This is a genomic window from Edaphosphingomonas fennica (assembly GCF_003034225.1).
GTDB classification, from domain to species: Bacteria; Pseudomonadota; Alphaproteobacteria; order Sphingomonadales; family Sphingomonadaceae; genus Sphingomonas_E; species Sphingomonas_E fennica.
Genome location: NZ_PHHF01000043.1, coordinates 1 through 15,804 on the forward strand (window position 1 = coordinate 1; position 15,804 = coordinate 15,804).

14 protein-coding genes and 1 tRNA gene are annotated in these 15,804 nt (G+C 67.6%); 8 read left to right on the forward strand and 7 right to left on the reverse strand.

All coding sequences use genetic code 11. From position 1 onward, the window contains the following. Positions 1-46 precede the first annotated feature (46 nt). From CV103_RS10175 to cpdR, 3 genes are all read right to left on the reverse strand, one after another. Positions 47-691: a site-specific integrase gene (locus tag CV103_RS10175; RefSeq protein WP_146163410.1), complete on the reverse strand. Its 645-nt coding sequence runs from the start codon at positions 689-691 to the stop codon at positions 47-49. Between the two features lie 109 nt (positions 692-800). Next, positions 801-875, reverse strand: a tRNA-Val gene (locus CV103_RS10180). A 73-nt stretch (positions 876-948) separates the two neighbouring features. Further along, positions 949-1,323, reverse strand: coding sequence for a cell cycle two-component system response regulator CpdR (gene cpdR / locus CV103_RS10185; RefSeq protein ID WP_015460065.1), 375 nt, complete (start codon positions 1,321-1,323; stop codon positions 949-951). 139 nt (positions 1,324-1,462) lie between these two features. On the opposite strand from cpdR, the gene CV103_RS10190 reads away from it, so the two are divergent. Next, positions 1,463-2,344, forward strand: coding sequence for an N-formylglutamate amidohydrolase (locus tag CV103_RS10190; protein WP_107394846.1), 882 nt, complete (start codon positions 1,463-1,465; stop codon positions 2,342-2,344). 272 nt (positions 2,345-2,616) lie between these two features. On the opposite strand, the gene CV103_RS10195 is transcribed toward CV103_RS10190, so the two are convergent. Both CV103_RS10195 and CV103_RS10200 read right to left on the reverse strand, forming a co-directional pair. Continuing rightward, positions 2,617-3,393 carry a SapC family protein gene (locus tag CV103_RS10195; protein WP_107394847.1) on the reverse strand — a complete coding sequence of 259 codons (777 nt, stop codon included), beginning with the start codon at positions 3,391-3,393 and terminating at the stop codon, positions 2,617-2,619. Positions 3,394-3,511: 118 nt separating this feature from the next. Beyond that, positions 3,512-4,960 carry an FAD-binding oxidoreductase gene (locus CV103_RS10200; RefSeq protein ID WP_107394848.1) on the reverse strand — a complete coding sequence of 483 codons (1,449 nt, stop codon included), beginning with the start codon at positions 4,958-4,960 and terminating at the stop codon, positions 3,512-3,514. Between the two features lie 105 nt (positions 4,961-5,065). Here CV103_RS10200 and CV103_RS10205 point away from each other — a divergent pair, with 105 nt between their 5' ends. Together CV103_RS10205 and CV103_RS10210 are read left to right on the forward strand one after the other, a co-directional pair. Continuing rightward, complete coding sequence (locus CV103_RS10205) at positions 5,066-5,512, forward strand: hypothetical protein (RefSeq protein ID WP_015460061.1); 447 nt, start codon at positions 5,066-5,068, stop codon at positions 5,510-5,512. Between the two features lie 111 nt (positions 5,513-5,623). Then, entirely contained in the window at positions 5,624-7,072 is a 1,449-nt protein-coding gene (locus CV103_RS10210; protein WP_107394849.1) for a DEAD/DEAH box helicase, read from the forward strand. Positions 7,073-7,182: 110 nt separating this feature from the next. Here CV103_RS10210 and CV103_RS10215 read toward each other — a convergent pair whose 3' ends face one another. Then, complete coding sequence (locus CV103_RS10215) at positions 7,183-8,484, reverse strand: L,D-transpeptidase family protein (protein ID WP_107394850.1); 1,302 nt, start codon at positions 8,482-8,484, stop codon at positions 7,183-7,185. Positions 8,485-8,715: 231 nt separating this feature from the next. On the opposite strand from CV103_RS10215, the gene CV103_RS10220 reads away from it, so the two are divergent. The 4 genes from CV103_RS10220 (at position 8,716) to CV103_RS10240 (ending at position 14,126) form a co-directional block, all read left to right on the forward strand. Next, positions 8,716-9,912 (forward strand): sensor histidine kinase, encoded by a 1,197-nt coding sequence (locus CV103_RS10220; RefSeq protein WP_015460058.1) that lies wholly within the window; start codon positions 8,716-8,718, stop codon positions 9,910-9,912. 72 nt (positions 9,913-9,984) lie between these two features. Further along, positions 9,985-10,749, forward strand: a complete 765-nt coding sequence (locus CV103_RS10225) for a LytR/AlgR family response regulator transcription factor (protein WP_015460057.1) — start codon at positions 9,985-9,987, stop codon at positions 10,747-10,749. A 490-nt stretch (positions 10,750-11,239) separates the two neighbouring features. Then, complete coding sequence (gene ligA / locus CV103_RS10235; RefSeq protein WP_107394852.1) at positions 11,240-13,375, forward strand: NAD-dependent DNA ligase LigA; 2,136 nt, start codon at positions 11,240-11,242, stop codon at positions 13,373-13,375. Between the two features lie 310 nt (positions 13,376-13,685). Further along, positions 13,686-14,126 (forward strand): DUF2834 domain-containing protein, encoded by a 441-nt coding sequence (locus CV103_RS10240; RefSeq protein ID WP_015460054.1) that lies wholly within the window; start codon positions 13,686-13,688, stop codon positions 14,124-14,126. A gap of 22 nt (positions 14,127-14,148) precedes the next feature. Here the strand turns inward: CV103_RS10240 and CV103_RS10245 are convergent, their stop codons facing one another. Beyond that, complete coding sequence (locus tag CV103_RS10245; protein ID WP_051128854.1) at positions 14,149-14,799, reverse strand: glutathione S-transferase family protein; 651 nt, start codon at positions 14,797-14,799, stop codon at positions 14,149-14,151. A 129-nt stretch (positions 14,800-14,928) separates the two neighbouring features. On the opposite strand from CV103_RS10245, the gene phhA reads away from it, so the two are divergent. Then, positions 14,929-15,792 carry a phenylalanine 4-monooxygenase gene (gene phhA / locus CV103_RS10250; RefSeq protein ID WP_107394854.1) on the forward strand — a complete coding sequence of 288 codons (864 nt, stop codon included), beginning with the start codon at positions 14,929-14,931 and terminating at the stop codon, positions 15,790-15,792. Positions 15,793-15,804: the final 12 nt, after the last annotated feature.

Consider the following 15,804-nt stretch of genomic DNA (forward strand, 5'->3'; position numbering starts at 1 on the left):
CGCCGCGCCGATGTCTTCCTCGGCAGCATCCACCTCGCCGCCGCCATCACATGGTGGTTATGAGTCCCGGCCCTAGCTTGAGCAGTTCGCTGCGCCTGAGGGCTGTTTCCACAGCCAGTAGGATCAGGGGACGGATAAAGGGATTGCGGGTTTCCGCAAGCGCTGCCTCCAATCGCTTTAGCTCGCCCGGACGTAGGCGACGGTCGCGAGCATTTTGAATGCGAGGCTTGCGAACCAAGGCAATAGAATTGGTTGGTAGATGATAACCCCAATCCCGTCGCGCAACGTCGATCACATTATGAATGAGCGACAGTTCGCGGGCGATGGTAGCGGGTTTCACCGTCAGCAATCTTTGATCCCGGTAGGCCGATATCGGTGCCGACGAAAGCTCCAACAGGGATAGCTCGCACATCGGGGCGGAGAGCATCTTGGTCATCCGCAACTGCTCGCTGTGGGCGCTTTTCTTAGTCGGGGTAATCTCATCCATGTAGCGGCGCATCAGGTCGCCTAGGGTGGTCGCCAGAAGCGTTTTCCTATCGACCGGAGCATCACCCCTGTCAATTTCAGATTCGCGTTCCCTTGCCCACTTTTCCGCAGCAGCTTTGGTGGGGAGGGTGCAATATTCGGGTTGATATCCCTTGCGGCGAATCTGAACAGACCAACCCGACTTCCGTTTCGTAATAGTCGCCATGTGGCGGCTCCTGTGTTGAAATTGTGTCAGGAGCGGCGAAACGGCGTTGGTCAGGCCGGATAGAAACAAATAAGGCCTCAGAAACCCGAAGATTTCCAAGGCCTTATCATGGTGGGCGTGGCAAGGATTGAACTTGCGACCCCTGCGATGTCAACACAGTGCTCTACCACTGAGCTACACGCCCGCCGTGAGGCGCTCCCCCTAGCGAAGGGCCGGGGGCTGCGCAAGCCGGTTTGCGAAAATTTTGCGCCTTATCCTCAGATTTCCGTCGCGCTGCCCACTTCGAACATGCGGTCGACCTCCATCACGAGGTCGCGCAGGTGGAACGGCTTGGACAGGACCTTCGCGGTGGGCGGCGCGGCTCCGCCCTTGAGCGCCACCGCCGCGAAGCCGGTGATGAACATCACCCGCATCGCGGGCGCGATCACCGCCGCGCGCTGGGCAAGCTCGATCCCGTCCATTTCCGGCATCACGATATCGGTGAGCAGCAGATCGAACGTCTGGCTTTCCAGCAGCGGCAGCGCCGCCGTGCCGCGATCGACCGCGGTTACCTTGTAGCCGGAGCGATCGAGCGCGCGCGCAAGATATTCGCGCATCGAATCGTCGTCTTCGGCCAGCAGGATTCGAATCATCACGGTCCCCAAGGCGGCAGACCCGCCGCCCGCGCCTGTGGCTGCTTATGCGCCGGCCAGTTAAAATTTTCCAGTCCGCAACGGCCAGACCGACGCCCCGGATTGCGCGCAGGTGGCGGCCCGCTTAGGTTTGCACATCATGCGCCCGCCGATTTCATCCGTTGAGACAGCCGAAGGCTTCATCCGTCTCGGCCCCACTGCCCCGGCCTGCCCGGTGCTGATTTCGGTTCCTCATGCGGGGCGGGATTATCCGCCGGAGCTGCTGGAAATGTCGCGCGTGCCGCAGGCGAGGCTCGAGGCGCTGGAGGACAGATATGCCGACCTCCTCGTCGACGAGGCCGTCGCCGCAGGCGCAACCGCCTTCATCGCGCGCCGCCCGCGCTGCTGGATCGACCTCAACCGCGACGAGCGGGAAATCGACCCCACCATGATCGATCCCCGGCCCCGTGCGCATGACGTGATCCTGAGCACCAAGGTCAGGGGCGGGCTGGGCCTGGTGCCCCGGCGGATGGCGGGCGTGAGCGAGATATGGGCGCGGCGGCTGGACGCGGAGGAGCTGGAGGCCCGCATCCTTAGGGATCATCGCCCCTGGCACGCGGCCATTGCCTCCACGCTGGAGGAAGCCCGTCGCCGCTTTGGCGTGGCGCTGCTGATCGATTGCCATTCCATGCCGCAGCTTCCGGCCCATGGCGGCGGCCAGCCCCCGCGGATCGTGCTGGGCGACCGCCACGGCCGCACCGCGCCGCCTTTCCTGATGGATCGCCTGACCCGCATCGCGGAGGAGCATGGTTTTCCTTGCGCGCGCAACAGCCCCTATGCCGGCGGCCATACGCTGGACCGCCAGGCCCATCCCGCCCGCGGCATCCATGCCATCCAGATCGAGGTGGACCGTTCCACCTATCTCGCGCCCGACCTGCGCGGCCCCGGCGAGGGCCTCCCCCGCATGCGCGCGCTGATCGCCGAAATGGTGGCCGCGATGGTGGAGGAGCTTTCCGCCCCCCTCGCCCGCGCCGCCGAATGACCTGCGGCACATAAAAAACCACCTCGTGCATTGCGGCACGAGGTGGCCAAGGTTCAGGGAGGAAGCGCGTCAAAAGACGCGCTCATGCGCGGTCGCGAAAGGGGGACACGCCCGCGCACTGATGGGAAGATATGCCTCGCCACCCCCGATTTCAATATCTGCAACCAAGTTTTTCGGCAGTGCGGCGTCCGGTGCAAACCGGACGCCGCTCATTCCCGCTCACCCGGCGGGAAAGCCCGGATCGAACCCGCCGATCCGGGATGGGATGACGATCAGACCTGCAGCTGCGGCTGCTGGGCCGGAACCTTGCCAGCCTGGAGCTGGCGCGCGAACAGATCGCGGATCAGCGAAAGCGAGAAAAGGTGGGCATAGACCAGCGCCAGCAGGCCGGACTGGATCAGCTTGCGAGCCTGATCGCCGCGCAGTTCGCGCAGCTTGTCCTCCGCGATCATCTGGAACCCGCGATAGATGAAGGGCTGCGGCGCGCCTTCCGGCTGGATCGAGACTTCGCCGTCGATCAGCAGCTTCAGATCTACCAGTTCCTGCATGAAGGCGGCGGTGCGCTGGCCGGCCTGCTCGAACTGCTCGCAGAAACCCAGGATGCCCTTGGTCGTATCCGAAGGCTGGCCGTCGGCGAACAGCGCCGCGCCCTCGCCGCCCTGGCCCACCGTGTCGGACGTGGGATCGAAGCAGAGCGAAAGCTCCTCGCTGTTCGGCTGCAGCTTGGCGAGCATGAACGGGTAACGGCGGACATAAGCGGGGATATAGGCATCGCCCGCCAGCTTGCCGTCTTCGCCGACGAACATGTTCACGCCTTCGTTCAGGCCCATCAGCGCGAGCGGAACCGGATTGGGACCGGACGAGAAGACGATCGGATAGTGGCGCTGGGCGAGGCCGAATTCCTCCACCGTCAGCGGCACCGCATGGACGCCGGCCAGGAACGGCACGCTATCCCGCTGGCGCAGGACATAATCGGCGTGGAGGCTGCTCGAAAGCGGCTGGAGCTGGTTGTAGAAAAGCGGCAGGCCGCTCGGCGGTGCGCTCGCCATGTAATGAGGTCTCCCGAACCTGTCTTTGCGGCCCGGGAAGGATTCCCGGACCTGTGAGCCGGTTCGTCTATGGCCCCTCGCGCCGGGAGGCAAGTTCCGCCTGGATCTTCGGCTGCTTTTACCTTGGCACCAACTTGCCCGGATTCATCAGCCAGCGGGGATCGAGCGCGGCCTTGATCGCCTGCTGCGCCGCCAGCCGGGCGGGATCGGCGAGGCGGGCATATTCGGCGAGCTTGGTCTGGCCGATGCCATGTTCGGCGGAGATCGATCCGCCGGCCGCGACGGTGAGGTCGTTGACCATCCGGCTGACGGCGGCGCCGGTTTCCGCGAGCCAGGCCATCCCCTCCGCCCCCGTGGCCGGGATGCCGGCCGGGGCGCGGACGTTGAAGTGGACGTTGCCGTCGCCAAGATGGCCGAAGGCGATGACGCGGGTGCCGGGGAAGGCCGCCTCCACCGCCACGCGCGCCGAAAGGATGAAGTCAGGCATCGCCGAAACGGGAACGGATATGTCGTGTTTCGCCGCCATGCCGTCCGCCCGCTCGGCATCCGAGATGGATTCGCGCAGCCGCCACAAGGCCTCGGCCTGCGCCTCGCTGGCCGCGATCGTGGCATCCCCCACCCCGCCATCGGCCATGGCCTGGCCCAGCACCTGGCCCAGGGCATCGGCGGGATCGGCGGCCCCCTGCGGCGCGGTCGCCTCGATCAGGGCATGCCAGCGATGGGCGCCGCCAAGCGGAGCCCGGCTGCCGGGGATGTGGCGGATCACAAGGTCCAGCGCGTCGTCCGGCACCAGCTCGAAACTTTCGACCGCTTCCCCCGTCGCCGCTTCCAGCCGCCGCAGCAGCGCCAGCGCGGCCTGCGGCGAATCCAGCCCGGCCCAGGCGACGGCCCGCCGGCCGATAGCGGGCACGAGCCTGAGGCTGGCGGCCGTCACGATCCCCAGCGTGCCTTCCGCCCCGGTGAGAAGCTGGCGCAAATCATAGCCGCGATTATCCTTGCGGAGCGCGGAAAGCCCGTCGAAGCGCGATCCATCGGGCAGGACCGCCTCGATCCCCAGCACCAGCGACCGCATCGGCCCGAAGCGGAGCACCTGCGTGCCGCCGGCATTGGTGGAGACGAGGCCGCCGATCGTGGCCGATCCCTTGGCCGCGAGCGACAAGGGGAAGCGCAGGCCGTGAACGGCGGCGGCATCGTGGAGATCGGCGAGCACCACGCCCGCCTCCACCACCGCCACGCCATCGGCCGCCGAGATCGAACGGATCGCTCGCATGCGCCGGGTGGACAGGATGAGCGCCGATCCATTGGCCGGCGGCGTGGCGCCCGCGACCATCGACGTATTGCCCCCCTGCGGCACCAGCGGCACGCCGGCGGCCGCGCACATCGCCACGATATCGGCGGCTTCCGCGGTGTCGGCGGGCGACAGCAGCGCCACCGCGCTTCCCCGCACGCGGCCGCGCCAATCGATCGTCCAGGGATCGATATCGGCGGGATCGGCGGTGAAGCCGCGCGGCCCCAGCCGGTTCGCCAGGCATTCCAGGAATGCGGGGTCGGGTGGAGACGAAACCATCGTCGAACGCTATAGCGGCGGCTTCGCCCAACGGAAACGACATCCAATTAAGCTCTTGTTCAACCGCGACGGGGAATCGATGCCAGCCATTATGCGGGCGAATTCATGATCGGGGCGGAATTGCTGTCCGCGCTGCTGCTGTCGAGCGGCGCGGCGCCCCCACCCGAATCCGCCGCCGTGACGGCGCGATTCGCCCAGCTTACGATTCGGGAAAGCGTGATCATCCGCGTGCCCACCCGCGGCCGCCAGGCCATCGCCCCGATCGAATGGAAGGAAGGCAAGGGCCCGAAATGCCTGCCCATGTCGGAAGTGGCGGGCGCCACCGCGGTGGAGGAGGACAGCGTCGACATCATCCTGCGCGGCGGCGGCCGCGTGCGGGCGGAGTTCGAGGACGAATGCCCCGCGCTCGATTATTATAACGGCTTCTACATCCGCCCCACCGAGGATCGGCGCATCTGCGCGGGGCGGGACAGCATCCACGCCCGATCCGGCGGCGAATGCCAGATTCGCCGTTTCCGCACCCTCACGCCGGTCGAAGGCAAGAAGAAGTAGCTCTTCGAGCGGCCGAATCGCCCGTTCCGCTTGACAAATCGCGCCCTTCCGCCCAAGCGCCCCGGAAGGAGCGGCGTCGTTCTCGCACACCGCCACATTTCCAGGTCGCTTATGACTTTCGCCGATCTCGGCCTTTCTGACGAACTCCTGCGCGCCGTGGCCGAAGCCGGCTATGACGAGCCGACTCCCATCCAGGCCCAGGCGATCCCGCCCGTGCTGATGATGAAGGACCTCATCGGCATCGCCCAGACGGGCACCGGCAAGACGGCCAGCTTCGTGCTGCCGATGATCGACATCCTCGCCCATGGCCGCAGCCGGGCGCGGATGCCGCGATCGCTGATCCTGGAGCCGACGCGCGAGCTGGCCGCCCAGGTGGCCGAGAATTTCGAGAAGTACGGCAAGTATCACAAGCTCTCCATGGCGCTGCTGATCGGCGGCGTGAACATGGGCGATCAGGTGGCGGCGCTGGAAAAGGGCGTGGACGTGCTGATCGCGACGCCCGGCCGGCTGATGGACCTGTTCCAGCGCGGCAAGATCTTGCTGACCGGATGCAGCCTGCTGGTGATCGACGAGGCGGACCGGATGCTCGACATGGGGTTCATCCCCGATATCGAGGAAATCTGCACCAAGCTGCCGGCCCAGCGGCAGACCCTGCTATTCTCCGCGACGATGCCGGCGCCGATCAAGAAGCTGGCCGATCGCTTCCTCAACAATCCGAAGCGGATCGAGGTGGCCCGCGTCGGCACCGCCAACGCATCGATCGAGCAGAAGCTCGTCGAATGCCAGCCCCGCGCCAAGCGCGAGGTGCTGCGCAACCTGCTGAGCGCCGACGACGTGCGCACCGCGATCATCTTCTGCAACCGCAAGACGACCGTGCGCGAGCTGACCACCAGCCTGCAGCGCCACGGCTTCCACGCCAGCCAGATCCATGGCGACATGGACCAGAGCGAGCGGCTGCGCGAGCTGGACCGGTTCAAGAATGGCGAGATCAACATCCTCGTCGCGTCGGACGTCGCCGCGCGCGGGCTCGATATCAAGGGCGTGAGCCACGTCTTCAATTTCGACGTGCCCTGGCACCCCGATGATTATGTCCACCGCATCGGCCGCACCGGCCGTGCCGGTGCCACCGGCAAGGCCTTCACCCTCGTCACGCCCGACGATGCCGAGGCGGTCGAGAATATCGAGAAGCTGGCCCAGCAGAAGATCCCGAGGATCGGCGAGGCGAAACCCGCCAGGGCGCCCGCTGCCGCCGCCGAGGAAAAGCCCGCCCGCCGCGCCCGTGGCGCCAAGGCGAAGCCGGCCGAGGCCGAAGCGAAGCGGGCCGATACCGAACCGAAGCGCGCCGATACCGAACCGAAGCGCGCCGATGCCGAACCGAAGCGCGCCAAGGCCGAGGATCAGCCCCGGCGCGAGGAAAAGCCCCGCCGCGAGGAACGTCCGGCCAGGGCGGCTGCCGCTGCCCCGCGTCGCGAACGCCGCCCGGCGGACGATAGCCCCGGCGAAGGCTGGAACGGGCCGATCCCGAGCTTCCTCGATTTCGGTTTCGGCACGCGATCCTGATCCGCGCGTTTCGCGTTCCCCAAAAAAAGCCGGGCCTGCCGTCCGCCTCCTGAAAGGCTTTCGACAGGCCCGTCCCCACATGCTTCGGGGGTTTGATCGAGGACGCCCTGTCAGCGCGATGCGAGCCGCATCGGACCGTTGAGGCGTGCGATCAATCGGGAGTCTCGATTATAGGGATCCTCCAGCATGGCGACCTTGCCGTCCGGCCCGGCCTGGGCCGTGAAATAGACCAGCCAGACCGGCCGGGCTGTGTCGAGCTTCACAGTCGTGGTCGTCCGCCCGGCGAGGCCCCGCTCGATATCGGCGGTGCGACCATGATCCAGGCGCACCATCTCCTCGGCCAGCCGATCGATATCCTTCACCCGGATGCAGCCATGGCTGAACGCCCGGGAAGGCTTGTCGAAATAGGCCTTGGCCGGGGTGTCGTGCAGGTAGATCGCATGGGCATTGGGCATGTCGATCTTGATGCGGCCCAGCGCATTGCCCGGCCCCGGCCGCTGGCGCACCGCATAACGCCCGCCGCCGACCGGATAGAATTCATAACCCCTCGCCGGATTGACCGCCCCCGGCCGCAGCCGCGAGGAGCGGATGATGCTGGCCGGCACGTTCCACCAGGGGTTCACCACGACGGAGCTTGCCGCCATCGCGATCTGCGGCGTGGGCGTGGCCGGCGCCCCGACGACGACGGTGTAGCTCGACACCGGCTTCCCATCGTCGACGAGGTCGAGCGTGTAGCTCGGCACGTTCACATAGATGTGATCGGCGCCGAGATCGCGCGGCAGCCAGCGCCAGCGTTCCATGTTGGCCGCCAGCCGGTCGCGCCGGCCGGCATCCGCAGGCGGCGTCGCCGCCAGCGCCTCGCGCAGCGCGGCATAGCGCGGATCGGCCGGCAGCAGCGACCGCAGCCACGGCCGCACCTGCCCGGCGGCGAGCGCCTGGCGCAGGCCGGCCTGCAGGCGGGCGGGATCGGCATCCGTCCGCTCGATATGCCAGTCGAACCCGGCCCGATCGGTGATCCGGCCGTTGAGATAGTCCCCGGCAAGCCTGAGCGCGGCGGCATCCGCGAGCGCATCCAGCACCGCACCGCCCTGCCCGCTCGCCATTTCCCGCCTTATCGCGTCGCCGCCATAGGGCGCGGCATCCAGCCCTTCGCCCGGCGCCGCGTCGATTTCCTCCAGCAAGGCCGCGACATCGGCGGGCTGCCACCGTTCCGCGGGGGCGGGGGCGGGGGCGGGGGCCGCCGCCATCGCCGCCGGCGCGGCGGTCGATGCCTCGGCCGGGCCGGCGCCCATCGTCATCGGCTCGCCCGCCAGGGCCAGCGTCGTCATTGCGGTGGCGCCCGCCGCCGCCAGCCAGCGAACAAGCCGGCCGGAACGGCGCAGACGGCCACCCACCGTCCTGCTCGTTTCCATGATACGCTCCGCAACTGGCGGCGCGATACATCCGCGCCGATGCACCGCGAGGGCGATGCATGGCGATAGTCCTAACCCCGGCGCCGCCGATCGCACGGCCGCTGCGGCGAGGGCTCCCGCCCGCGCGACCATGATGGCCAGGGGCCGCAGGAGCGCAGATTCGTCGCGCGGACCGTCAATTTCGTCCCGCTGATGTGGCCAGTTGCTGCCGGACTGCCAAAAACCCCCGGCATGGAACTCGCACTGCGTGACGAAAGCGTGATTTTGGGGCAGAACGGCTCGCATACCCACCGGGGGGTCACCACGTTCATGCCAGCCGCGAAATCCGATGCGCGATGGGCCGATGCCGTGCCGCTCACGATCGGACTATGGCTGTTCATGCTGCTCGTCTTCATGCCGGGCATCATCGCGCGCCATCCGGGGGACTGGGTGGGCGTGGCGATCGATTCCTCCACCGTCTGCCTTTCGATCGGCCTCGGGCTGCTCCTGTTCATATTGTTTCGCGGCACGGCGGACTGGCAGGGCGGCCCGCGTCTAGTGCTGATGGTCGCCGCCACGATCGGCATGGCGCTGGCCAGCACCATCTTCGATCTGAAGTTCACGGATTGGGGCGCCCGCAACCTCGGCGGCAACTGGCTGGCGATCCCGGTCGATTTCAAGCGCGCCTCGCAATCGCTGCTCAACTATCTCTGCGTCTTCTCGGTCAATGTCGCGCTGTTCCAGTTCTCCTTCTCCCGCCGCCGTTCGCTGACCCGCGAACGCCAGCTCGCCGCCGCTGAGACCGCCGCGCGGCAGGCGGAGCTGGAGGCGCTGCGGCTCCAGCTCAACCCGCATTTCCTGTTCAACACGCTGAACGCCATCTCCTCGCTGATCGTGACGCGCCGGAACGAGGATGCGGAGGAGATGACCGACAAGCTCTCCAGCTTCCTGCGCGCCTCGCTCGCCTGCAACCCGACCGAGCTGGTCCCGCTGGAGGAAGAGCTGGACCTGATGGCCGATTATCTCTCGATCGAGGCCGTCCGCTTCGGCGAGCGGCTGCGCGTGGAGATTAGCTGCACGCCGGAAGCCCGCGCCGTCCATGTGCCGGGCCTCCTTATCCAGCCGCTGGTGGAAAATGCGGTGAAATATGGCGTGGCCCGCTCCGCCCAGCCGGTGACGATCGCGATCGACGCGGTGGTGGACGAAGGCGACCTCTGCATCGTCATCACCAATGATGGCGGCGCGGGCCTGCCTTCGGTGAAATCGACGGCCACCGGCGTCGGCCTGCGCAACGTGCGGCGGCGGCTGGCGGCGCTTTACGGGGAACGGGCGAGCCTGGTGGCGGAGCCGGTGGGCGCGGGCTTCCTGGCCCGCATCTGCCTGCCGATCGACAAGGATGTCGTGGCCGCCCTGCTGCACCGCCAACAGGGATTGCCCCTTCCGCGCTGATGCGGGGAAGCCGCATTTCTGATATGGGCGGAATCGGCGTGTGGGGGCGATGTGTTGGGGGTGGACGGTATAATGCGCGTGCTGCTGGTCGATGATGAGGTGCTTGCCCTCGATCGCCTGAAGGCGCTGTTCGCCAATGTCGACGGCGCCGAAGTCGTCGGCCAGGCGATGACCGGCGAGGAAGCGCTGGAAGCGATCGTCACGCTGAAGCCGGATCTCGTCATCCTCGATATCCAGATGCCCGGCCGCAACGGGCTGCGCACGGCCGCCGACATCGATGTCGATCCGCGGCCGGAGATCGTGTTCGTCACCGCGCACGAACATTATGCCCCCGATGCCTTCGACGTGGATGCCGCCGATTATGTGCTGAAGCCGATCCGCTTCGATCGCCTGCGCCAGGCGGTGGAGCGCGCGCGGCGGCGGCGCGTGCTGAGGGAACAGGCGGAGCGCGTGGACGTGCTGGAGGAGCAGGTGCAGACGCTCCGTTCCAGCGCGGCGGAATCGCGGGACGACGCCGCCTTCTGGATTCCCGAGCGCCACGGCCAGCGCCGCGTGCCGCTGGAGACGATCAACTGGATCGAGGCCGCGCGCGATTATGTGCTGCTGCATACCGAGATGCGCAGCCACATGCTGCGGACGACGATGAGCGCGCTGGAGGAGAAGCTGGCCGGCAGCGGCCTGATCCGCGTCCACCGTTCGGCCTTCGTGCGGCCGGAAAGGGTGATGGAGGTGCGCCGCGCCAACCGTTCGATCGCGCTGGTGCTGGAGGACGGGGCCGAGGTGCAGGTGGGGCCAAGCTATTCGCAGGTCGTGGATTCCGCGCTCGGCCTGAACTGAGGGGACAGGGTTCGCGCGCCCGGGGCCGGCCCCACGCCGGCGCCGGGCGGCGCATATCGCATCAGAGCATCTGGTGCAGCGGCCCCTGCGCGAAGGATGTCGCGGCCGTCACGAACAGGCTGGTCGTGAACAGGGCGGCGAACCAGGTGGCCGCGGTGCGAACATGATTGCTGGTCATTCTATGTCCTTCCCATGTGATTCCGGTTTTCGGGCACGCGCCCGTCGCGGCTTGGGCATGGCCTGTTTCCGGCCCGGCCCCCGCTTCCCCGCGGGATCGCCGCCATGCCGATCGTTTCCCGTCCGGCGCGGGGGCAGCCATAGGCAGGCGCGCGCCGCATCGCCCCGCACCCGCGACCGCCCCGCGCGGCGGCGCGATGGATGTTCCGGCGAAACGACGAAATCGACGCTTTCATCGACGAAGCCGCGCGCGCCCATGCCGGCGCCCAAAAACCGGCTCCCTCCGACTCCCGAAATGTTCTAGCGCAGGGCCATGACGACGCCCCCGTTCCCGACCGATGCGCTCGCCGCTGCCGAGCGGCTGGCATGGCTGGCTGCCGAGATCGCCCGCCACAATGCGCTCTATCACGACAATGACGCGCCCGAGATTTCCGACGCCGAATTCGACGCGCTGGTGCGCGAGAATAACACGATCGAGGCGGCCTTCCCGCATCTGGTGCGGGCCGATTCGCCCTCGCGCGCGGTGGGTTCCACGCCGAGCGGGCCGCTCGCCAAGGTGACGCATGCCAAAGCGATGCTGAGCCTCGACAATGCCTTCGCCGACGAGGACGTGGCCGAGTTCGTCGAACGTATCCGCCGCTTCCTGCGGCTGGCGGACGACGTTCCCGTGGCGATGACGGCCGAACCGAAGATCGACGGTCTTTCCTGCTCGATCCGCTACGAAAACGGCCGCCTCGTCCAGGCCGCCACGCGCGGCGACGGCCAGGTGGGCGAGGATGTGACCCCCAACGTGCTCACCATCGCCGATATCCCGCACCGCCTGCCGGCCGGCGCGCCCGACCTGTTCGAGGTGCGGGGCGAAGTCTATATGGCCAAGGCCGATTTCCGGGCGCTCAACGCCCGCCTGCTGGCCGAGGCGCCCGACCCGGAAAAGGCCCGCCAGTTCGCCAACCCGCGCAACGCCGCCGCCGGATCGCTCCGCCAGAAGGATGCCGCCGTCACCGCCGCCCGGCCGCTGCGCTTCCTGGCCCATGGCTGGGGCGAGGTCTCGGCCCTGCCCGCCGACAGCCAATATGGCGTGATGCGCGCGATCGCCGGCTGGGGCCTGCCGGTTTCCGACGCGCTCGTGCTGGTCGATAGCGTGGCGGCGATGCTCGCCCATTATCGCGCGATCGAGGCGGAACGCGCCGATCTGCCCTTCGACATCGACGGGGTGGTCTACAAGGTCGATCGGCTCGACCTGCAGGAACGGCTGGGCTTCGTCGCCCGCGCGCCGCGCTGGGCCATCGCCCACAAATTCCCCGCCGAACAGGCGCAGACGACGCTGCGCGCGATCGACACGCAGGTGGGCCGCACCGGCAAGATCACGCCTGTCGCCCGGCTGGAGCCGGTGACGGTGGGCGGCGTGGTCGTCACCAACGCCACGCTCCACAATGCCGACGAGATCGAGCGGCTGGGCGTGCGCCCCGGCGACCGGGTGGTGGTGCAGCGCGCCGGCGACGTGATCCCCCAGATCGTCGCCAACCTGACGCGCGAGGAGCCGCGCGCGCCATGGCACTTCCCCACCCAATGCGCCGAATGCGGATCGGCTTTGGCGCGCGAGGAAGGCGAGGTCGACTGGCGCTGCACCGGCGGCCTCATCTGCCCCGCCCAGCGCGTCGAGCGGCTGCGCCATTTCGTGAGCCGCCATGCGCTGGACATCGAGGGGCTGGGCCTCACCCATATCGAGGCCTTCTTCCGGGACGGCCTGATCCATTCGCCTGCCGACATCTACCGCCTCCACGAAAGGCGCGAGGCGCTTATCGCGCGCGAGCGCTGGGCCGAAACCTCGGTGGACAATCTGATCCGCGCGATCGATGCGCGCCGGACGCCGCCGCTCGATCGCCTCCTCTTCGCGCTGGGCATCCGCCATGTCGGCGAGGTGACGGCGCGCGATCTGGCCCGGCGCTATTCCACCTGGGATGCGCTGACCGCGATGATCGACGCCGCCCGCGCCCGCCGCGCGGAGCTGGTGCAGGCGGTGGGCGAGACCGACGAGAAGTTCCGCGCCCGCACCGCCAAGGAACTTGCCGCCATCGTCGAGACGGCCGGCGTCGGGCCGGAGGTGGCGCAGGCGCTGGTCGATTTCTTCGACGAGCCCCACAATCAGGAGGTGCTGGCCGATCTGCTGGCGCAGGTGACGATCGAGCCCGTGATCCACCAGACCCGCGCCTCGGAGGTCAGCGGCAAGACGGTGGTGTTCACCGGCAGCCTCGAAACCATGTCGCGCGACGAAGCCAAGGCCCAGGCCGAGGCACTGGGCGCGAAGACGGCGGGATCGGTTTCCAGCAAGACCGATCTGGTGGTGGCCGGCCCCGGCGCGGGCTCAAAGCTCAAGAAAGCCGCCGAACTCGGCATCCGCGTGATCGACGAGGCCGAATGGCAGGCGATCGTGGCGGCGGCGGGATAGGTCGCGGCGCAATGCCGCGCCCTTTGGAAGGCGGATAAGCAAAAGGCCGGCGGCCCCCATCCGTCATGCTGAACTTGTTTCAGCATCCATCCATCGACGCACACCAAGCTCGGTTTGGAGAGATGGCGCCTGAAACACGTTCAGGTGGCGATGGGGCGGTGCCCCTGATGGGGGCCAAATTCGAAGGGCTGCCTTCTAAGCGCCCGCATCGACGTCCGCCCCCGCCCTACGCCCGTGCTGGCGCTGCCCCGTTTTCTCCCATAGCCTCGGATAAGGCCGGTCGTCCGAACCGGCCGGGGGGAGACATGCCATGACGATGAAGGAGCTGTTCTACGTCGCGATCGGCCTCGTGGCGATTGCGCTTACCATCTATCCCAACCGCCACCTCCTTTCGCGCCGGGCGGGCGGCGTTTCCGCGCTGGAGGGCTTTTATTACCTGATCGCGATCGCGGCCCTGCTGGTCGGCTGGTATTTCAACTTCCGCTTCATGCGCGAATATGGCGACGAGGCGACCTGGGCCAATTGGGTGCGGCTGCTGTTCGTCAATCCGGCGTCCGCCTCTGGCGGGCAGGACCTGCTGTTCGCCAATGCCGTGCTGTTCATCCCCTGGACGATCGTGGACGGGCGGCGCGCCGGCATGAAATGGAACTGGATCTGGTTCCCGATGAGCGCCGTCACCAGCTTCGCCTTCGCCATGGCCCTGTTCCTGGCGCTGAAGGAACGGCAGTTGCGCTGGAAGGCCGAAGCCTGACGCGGGTGCGCGGGGCCGGGGTTCAGTCCCGGCCCTGCCAGCCTTTGCGCAGATCGTCCAGGTCGTGCGCCCCGCCTTTCTCCAGCGCCCGCCGGTAGGCCGGGCGGGCCTGCATCAGCGCCAGATAGCGGCGGAGCGCGGGATAGGGATCGAGCATGCCGCGCAGCGACGCCGCCTCCATCACGAAGGCGGCCTGGATGTCCGCGCCCGTCAGCGCATCGCCCACCACATGGTCCCGGCCGGAAAGCTCCCGCTCCATGAAGCCGAAATGGCGATCGATCTCGCCATGGATGCGTTCATGGATCGGCGCGCCGGCCGGCCCCAGCATCTCGAGGTAGATGCCCATGATATAGGGCAGCATCACCGATCCCTCGATCAGATGCATCCATTGGAGATAGCGCACCCAATCGTCGCTGCCGACCGGCGGCCGCAGCCGCCCGCCGCCGTGCACCTCGATCACATATTCGATGATCGCCCCCGATTCGGCGACCACCCTGCCCCCGTCGGTGATGACCGGCGCCTTGCCGAGCCCGTGCAGCCGTTCATATTCCGGCGGAGAAAACAGCCGGTCGCGCCGCTTGTAGCGTTCGATCGCATAATCGAGCCCCAGTTCCTCCATCAGCCAGAGGATGCGGTGGGATCGCGAATTTTCGAGATGGTGGACCGTTATCATCAGGGCCTCCCGCCAGGCGAGCCCCATCATAAGCCCGCCCGGCGGCGCCCGTCATGCCGCCATGAAGGCCACCCCCATGATCCGGGCCGCCATTTCCCCTCGCCGCCCGAGGCTGCTACACTCGGGCCCATGGAACTAACGCTGGAACGCCCGCCGGAGGGCGCCGCCGCCGACTGGACGATTGATCAGAACTGGGAACGCTTCACGCCGCAGGAACATGCGGTGTGGGACACGCTGTTCGAACGCCAGGCAAGATTGCTGCCCGGACGCGCCTCCAAGGCGTGGCTGCGGGGGCTGGACGTGCTCAGGCTGTCGCGCCCGGGCATCCCCAATTTCGAGGAGCTTTCCGAACGATTGATGGCCGCCACCGGCTGGCGCGTGGTCGCCGTGCCAGGGCTGGTGCCCGACGACATATTCTTCGACCATCTCGCCAACCGCCGTTTCGTCGCCGGCAATTTCATCCGCCGCGCCGACCAGCTCGATTATCTCCAGGAACCGGACGTGTTTCACGACGTGTTCGGCCATGTGCCGATGCTCGCCGATCCGGTTTTCGCCGATTATATGCAGGCTTATGGCCAGGGTGGCCTCAGATCGCTGGGCTTCGGCGCGCTGCACAAGCTGGCGCGGCTCTATTGGTATACGGTGGAATTCGGGCTGGTGGAGGAGGAAGGCGCGCTCCGCATCTACGGATCGGGCATCGTATCCAGCCGGGGCGAAAGCCTGTTCGCGCTCGACGATCCCAGCCCCAACCGCATCGCCTTCGATCTCCGGCGCGTGATGCGCACCCGCTACCGCATCGACGATTATCAGCAGACCTATTTCGTCATCCCGAGCTTCGAGGAGCTGCTGCGCTGCACGCTGGAGACGGATTTCGCCCCGCTCTATGCCGAGCTGGAGGGGATTGAGGATCTCGATCCCGAAACGGTGCTGGCCGAGGACAGGGTGCTGACGCAGGGCACCCAGGCCTATGCGCGGAGCCGCCCGCGCGGCTGAAACGGAAGGCCG

What these genes read in the sequence shown, in the direction of transcription:
- CV103_RS10175 (WP_146163410.1), bottom strand. Translation starts at nt 691, where the DNA reads ATGGCGACTATTACGAAACGGAAGTCGGGTTGGTCTGTTCAGATTCGC.
- cpdR (WP_015460065.1), bottom strand. Translation starts at nt 1,323, where the DNA reads ATGATTCGAATCCTGCTGGCCGAAGACGACGATTCGATGCGCGAATAT.
- CV103_RS10190 (WP_107394846.1), top strand. Translation starts at nt 1,463, where the DNA reads ATGCGCCCGCCGATTTCATCCGTTGAGACAGCCGAAGGCTTCATCCGT.
- CV103_RS10195 (WP_107394847.1), bottom strand. Translation starts at nt 3,393, where the DNA reads ATGGCGAGCGCACCGCCGAGCGGCCTGCCGCTTTTCTACAACCAGCTC.
- CV103_RS10200 (WP_107394848.1), bottom strand. Translation starts at nt 4,960, where the DNA reads ATGGTTTCGTCTCCACCCGACCCCGCATTCCTGGAATGCCTGGCGAAC.
- CV103_RS10205 (WP_015460061.1), top strand. Translation starts at nt 5,066, where the DNA reads ATGATCGGGGCGGAATTGCTGTCCGCGCTGCTGCTGTCGAGCGGCGCG.
- CV103_RS10210 (WP_107394849.1), top strand. Translation starts at nt 5,624, where the DNA reads ATGACTTTCGCCGATCTCGGCCTTTCTGACGAACTCCTGCGCGCCGTG.
- CV103_RS10215 (WP_107394850.1), bottom strand. Translation starts at nt 8,484, where the DNA reads ATGGAAACGAGCAGGACGGTGGGTGGCCGTCTGCGCCGTTCCGGCCGG.
- CV103_RS10220 (WP_015460058.1), top strand. Translation starts at nt 8,716, where the DNA reads ATGGAACTCGCACTGCGTGACGAAAGCGTGATTTTGGGGCAGAACGGC.
- CV103_RS10225 (WP_015460057.1), top strand. Translation starts at nt 9,985, where the DNA reads ATGCGCGTGCTGCTGGTCGATGATGAGGTGCTTGCCCTCGATCGCCTG.
- ligA (WP_107394852.1), top strand. Translation starts at nt 11,240, where the DNA reads ATGACGACGCCCCCGTTCCCGACCGATGCGCTCGCCGCTGCCGAGCGG.
- CV103_RS10240 (WP_015460054.1), top strand. Translation starts at nt 13,686, where the DNA reads ATGACGATGAAGGAGCTGTTCTACGTCGCGATCGGCCTCGTGGCGATT.
- CV103_RS10245 (WP_051128854.1), bottom strand. Translation starts at nt 14,799, where the DNA reads ATGATAACGGTCCACCATCTCGAAAATTCGCGATCCCACCGCATCCTC.
- phhA (WP_107394854.1), top strand. Translation starts at nt 14,929, where the DNA reads ATGGAACTAACGCTGGAACGCCCGCCGGAGGGCGCCGCCGCCGACTGG.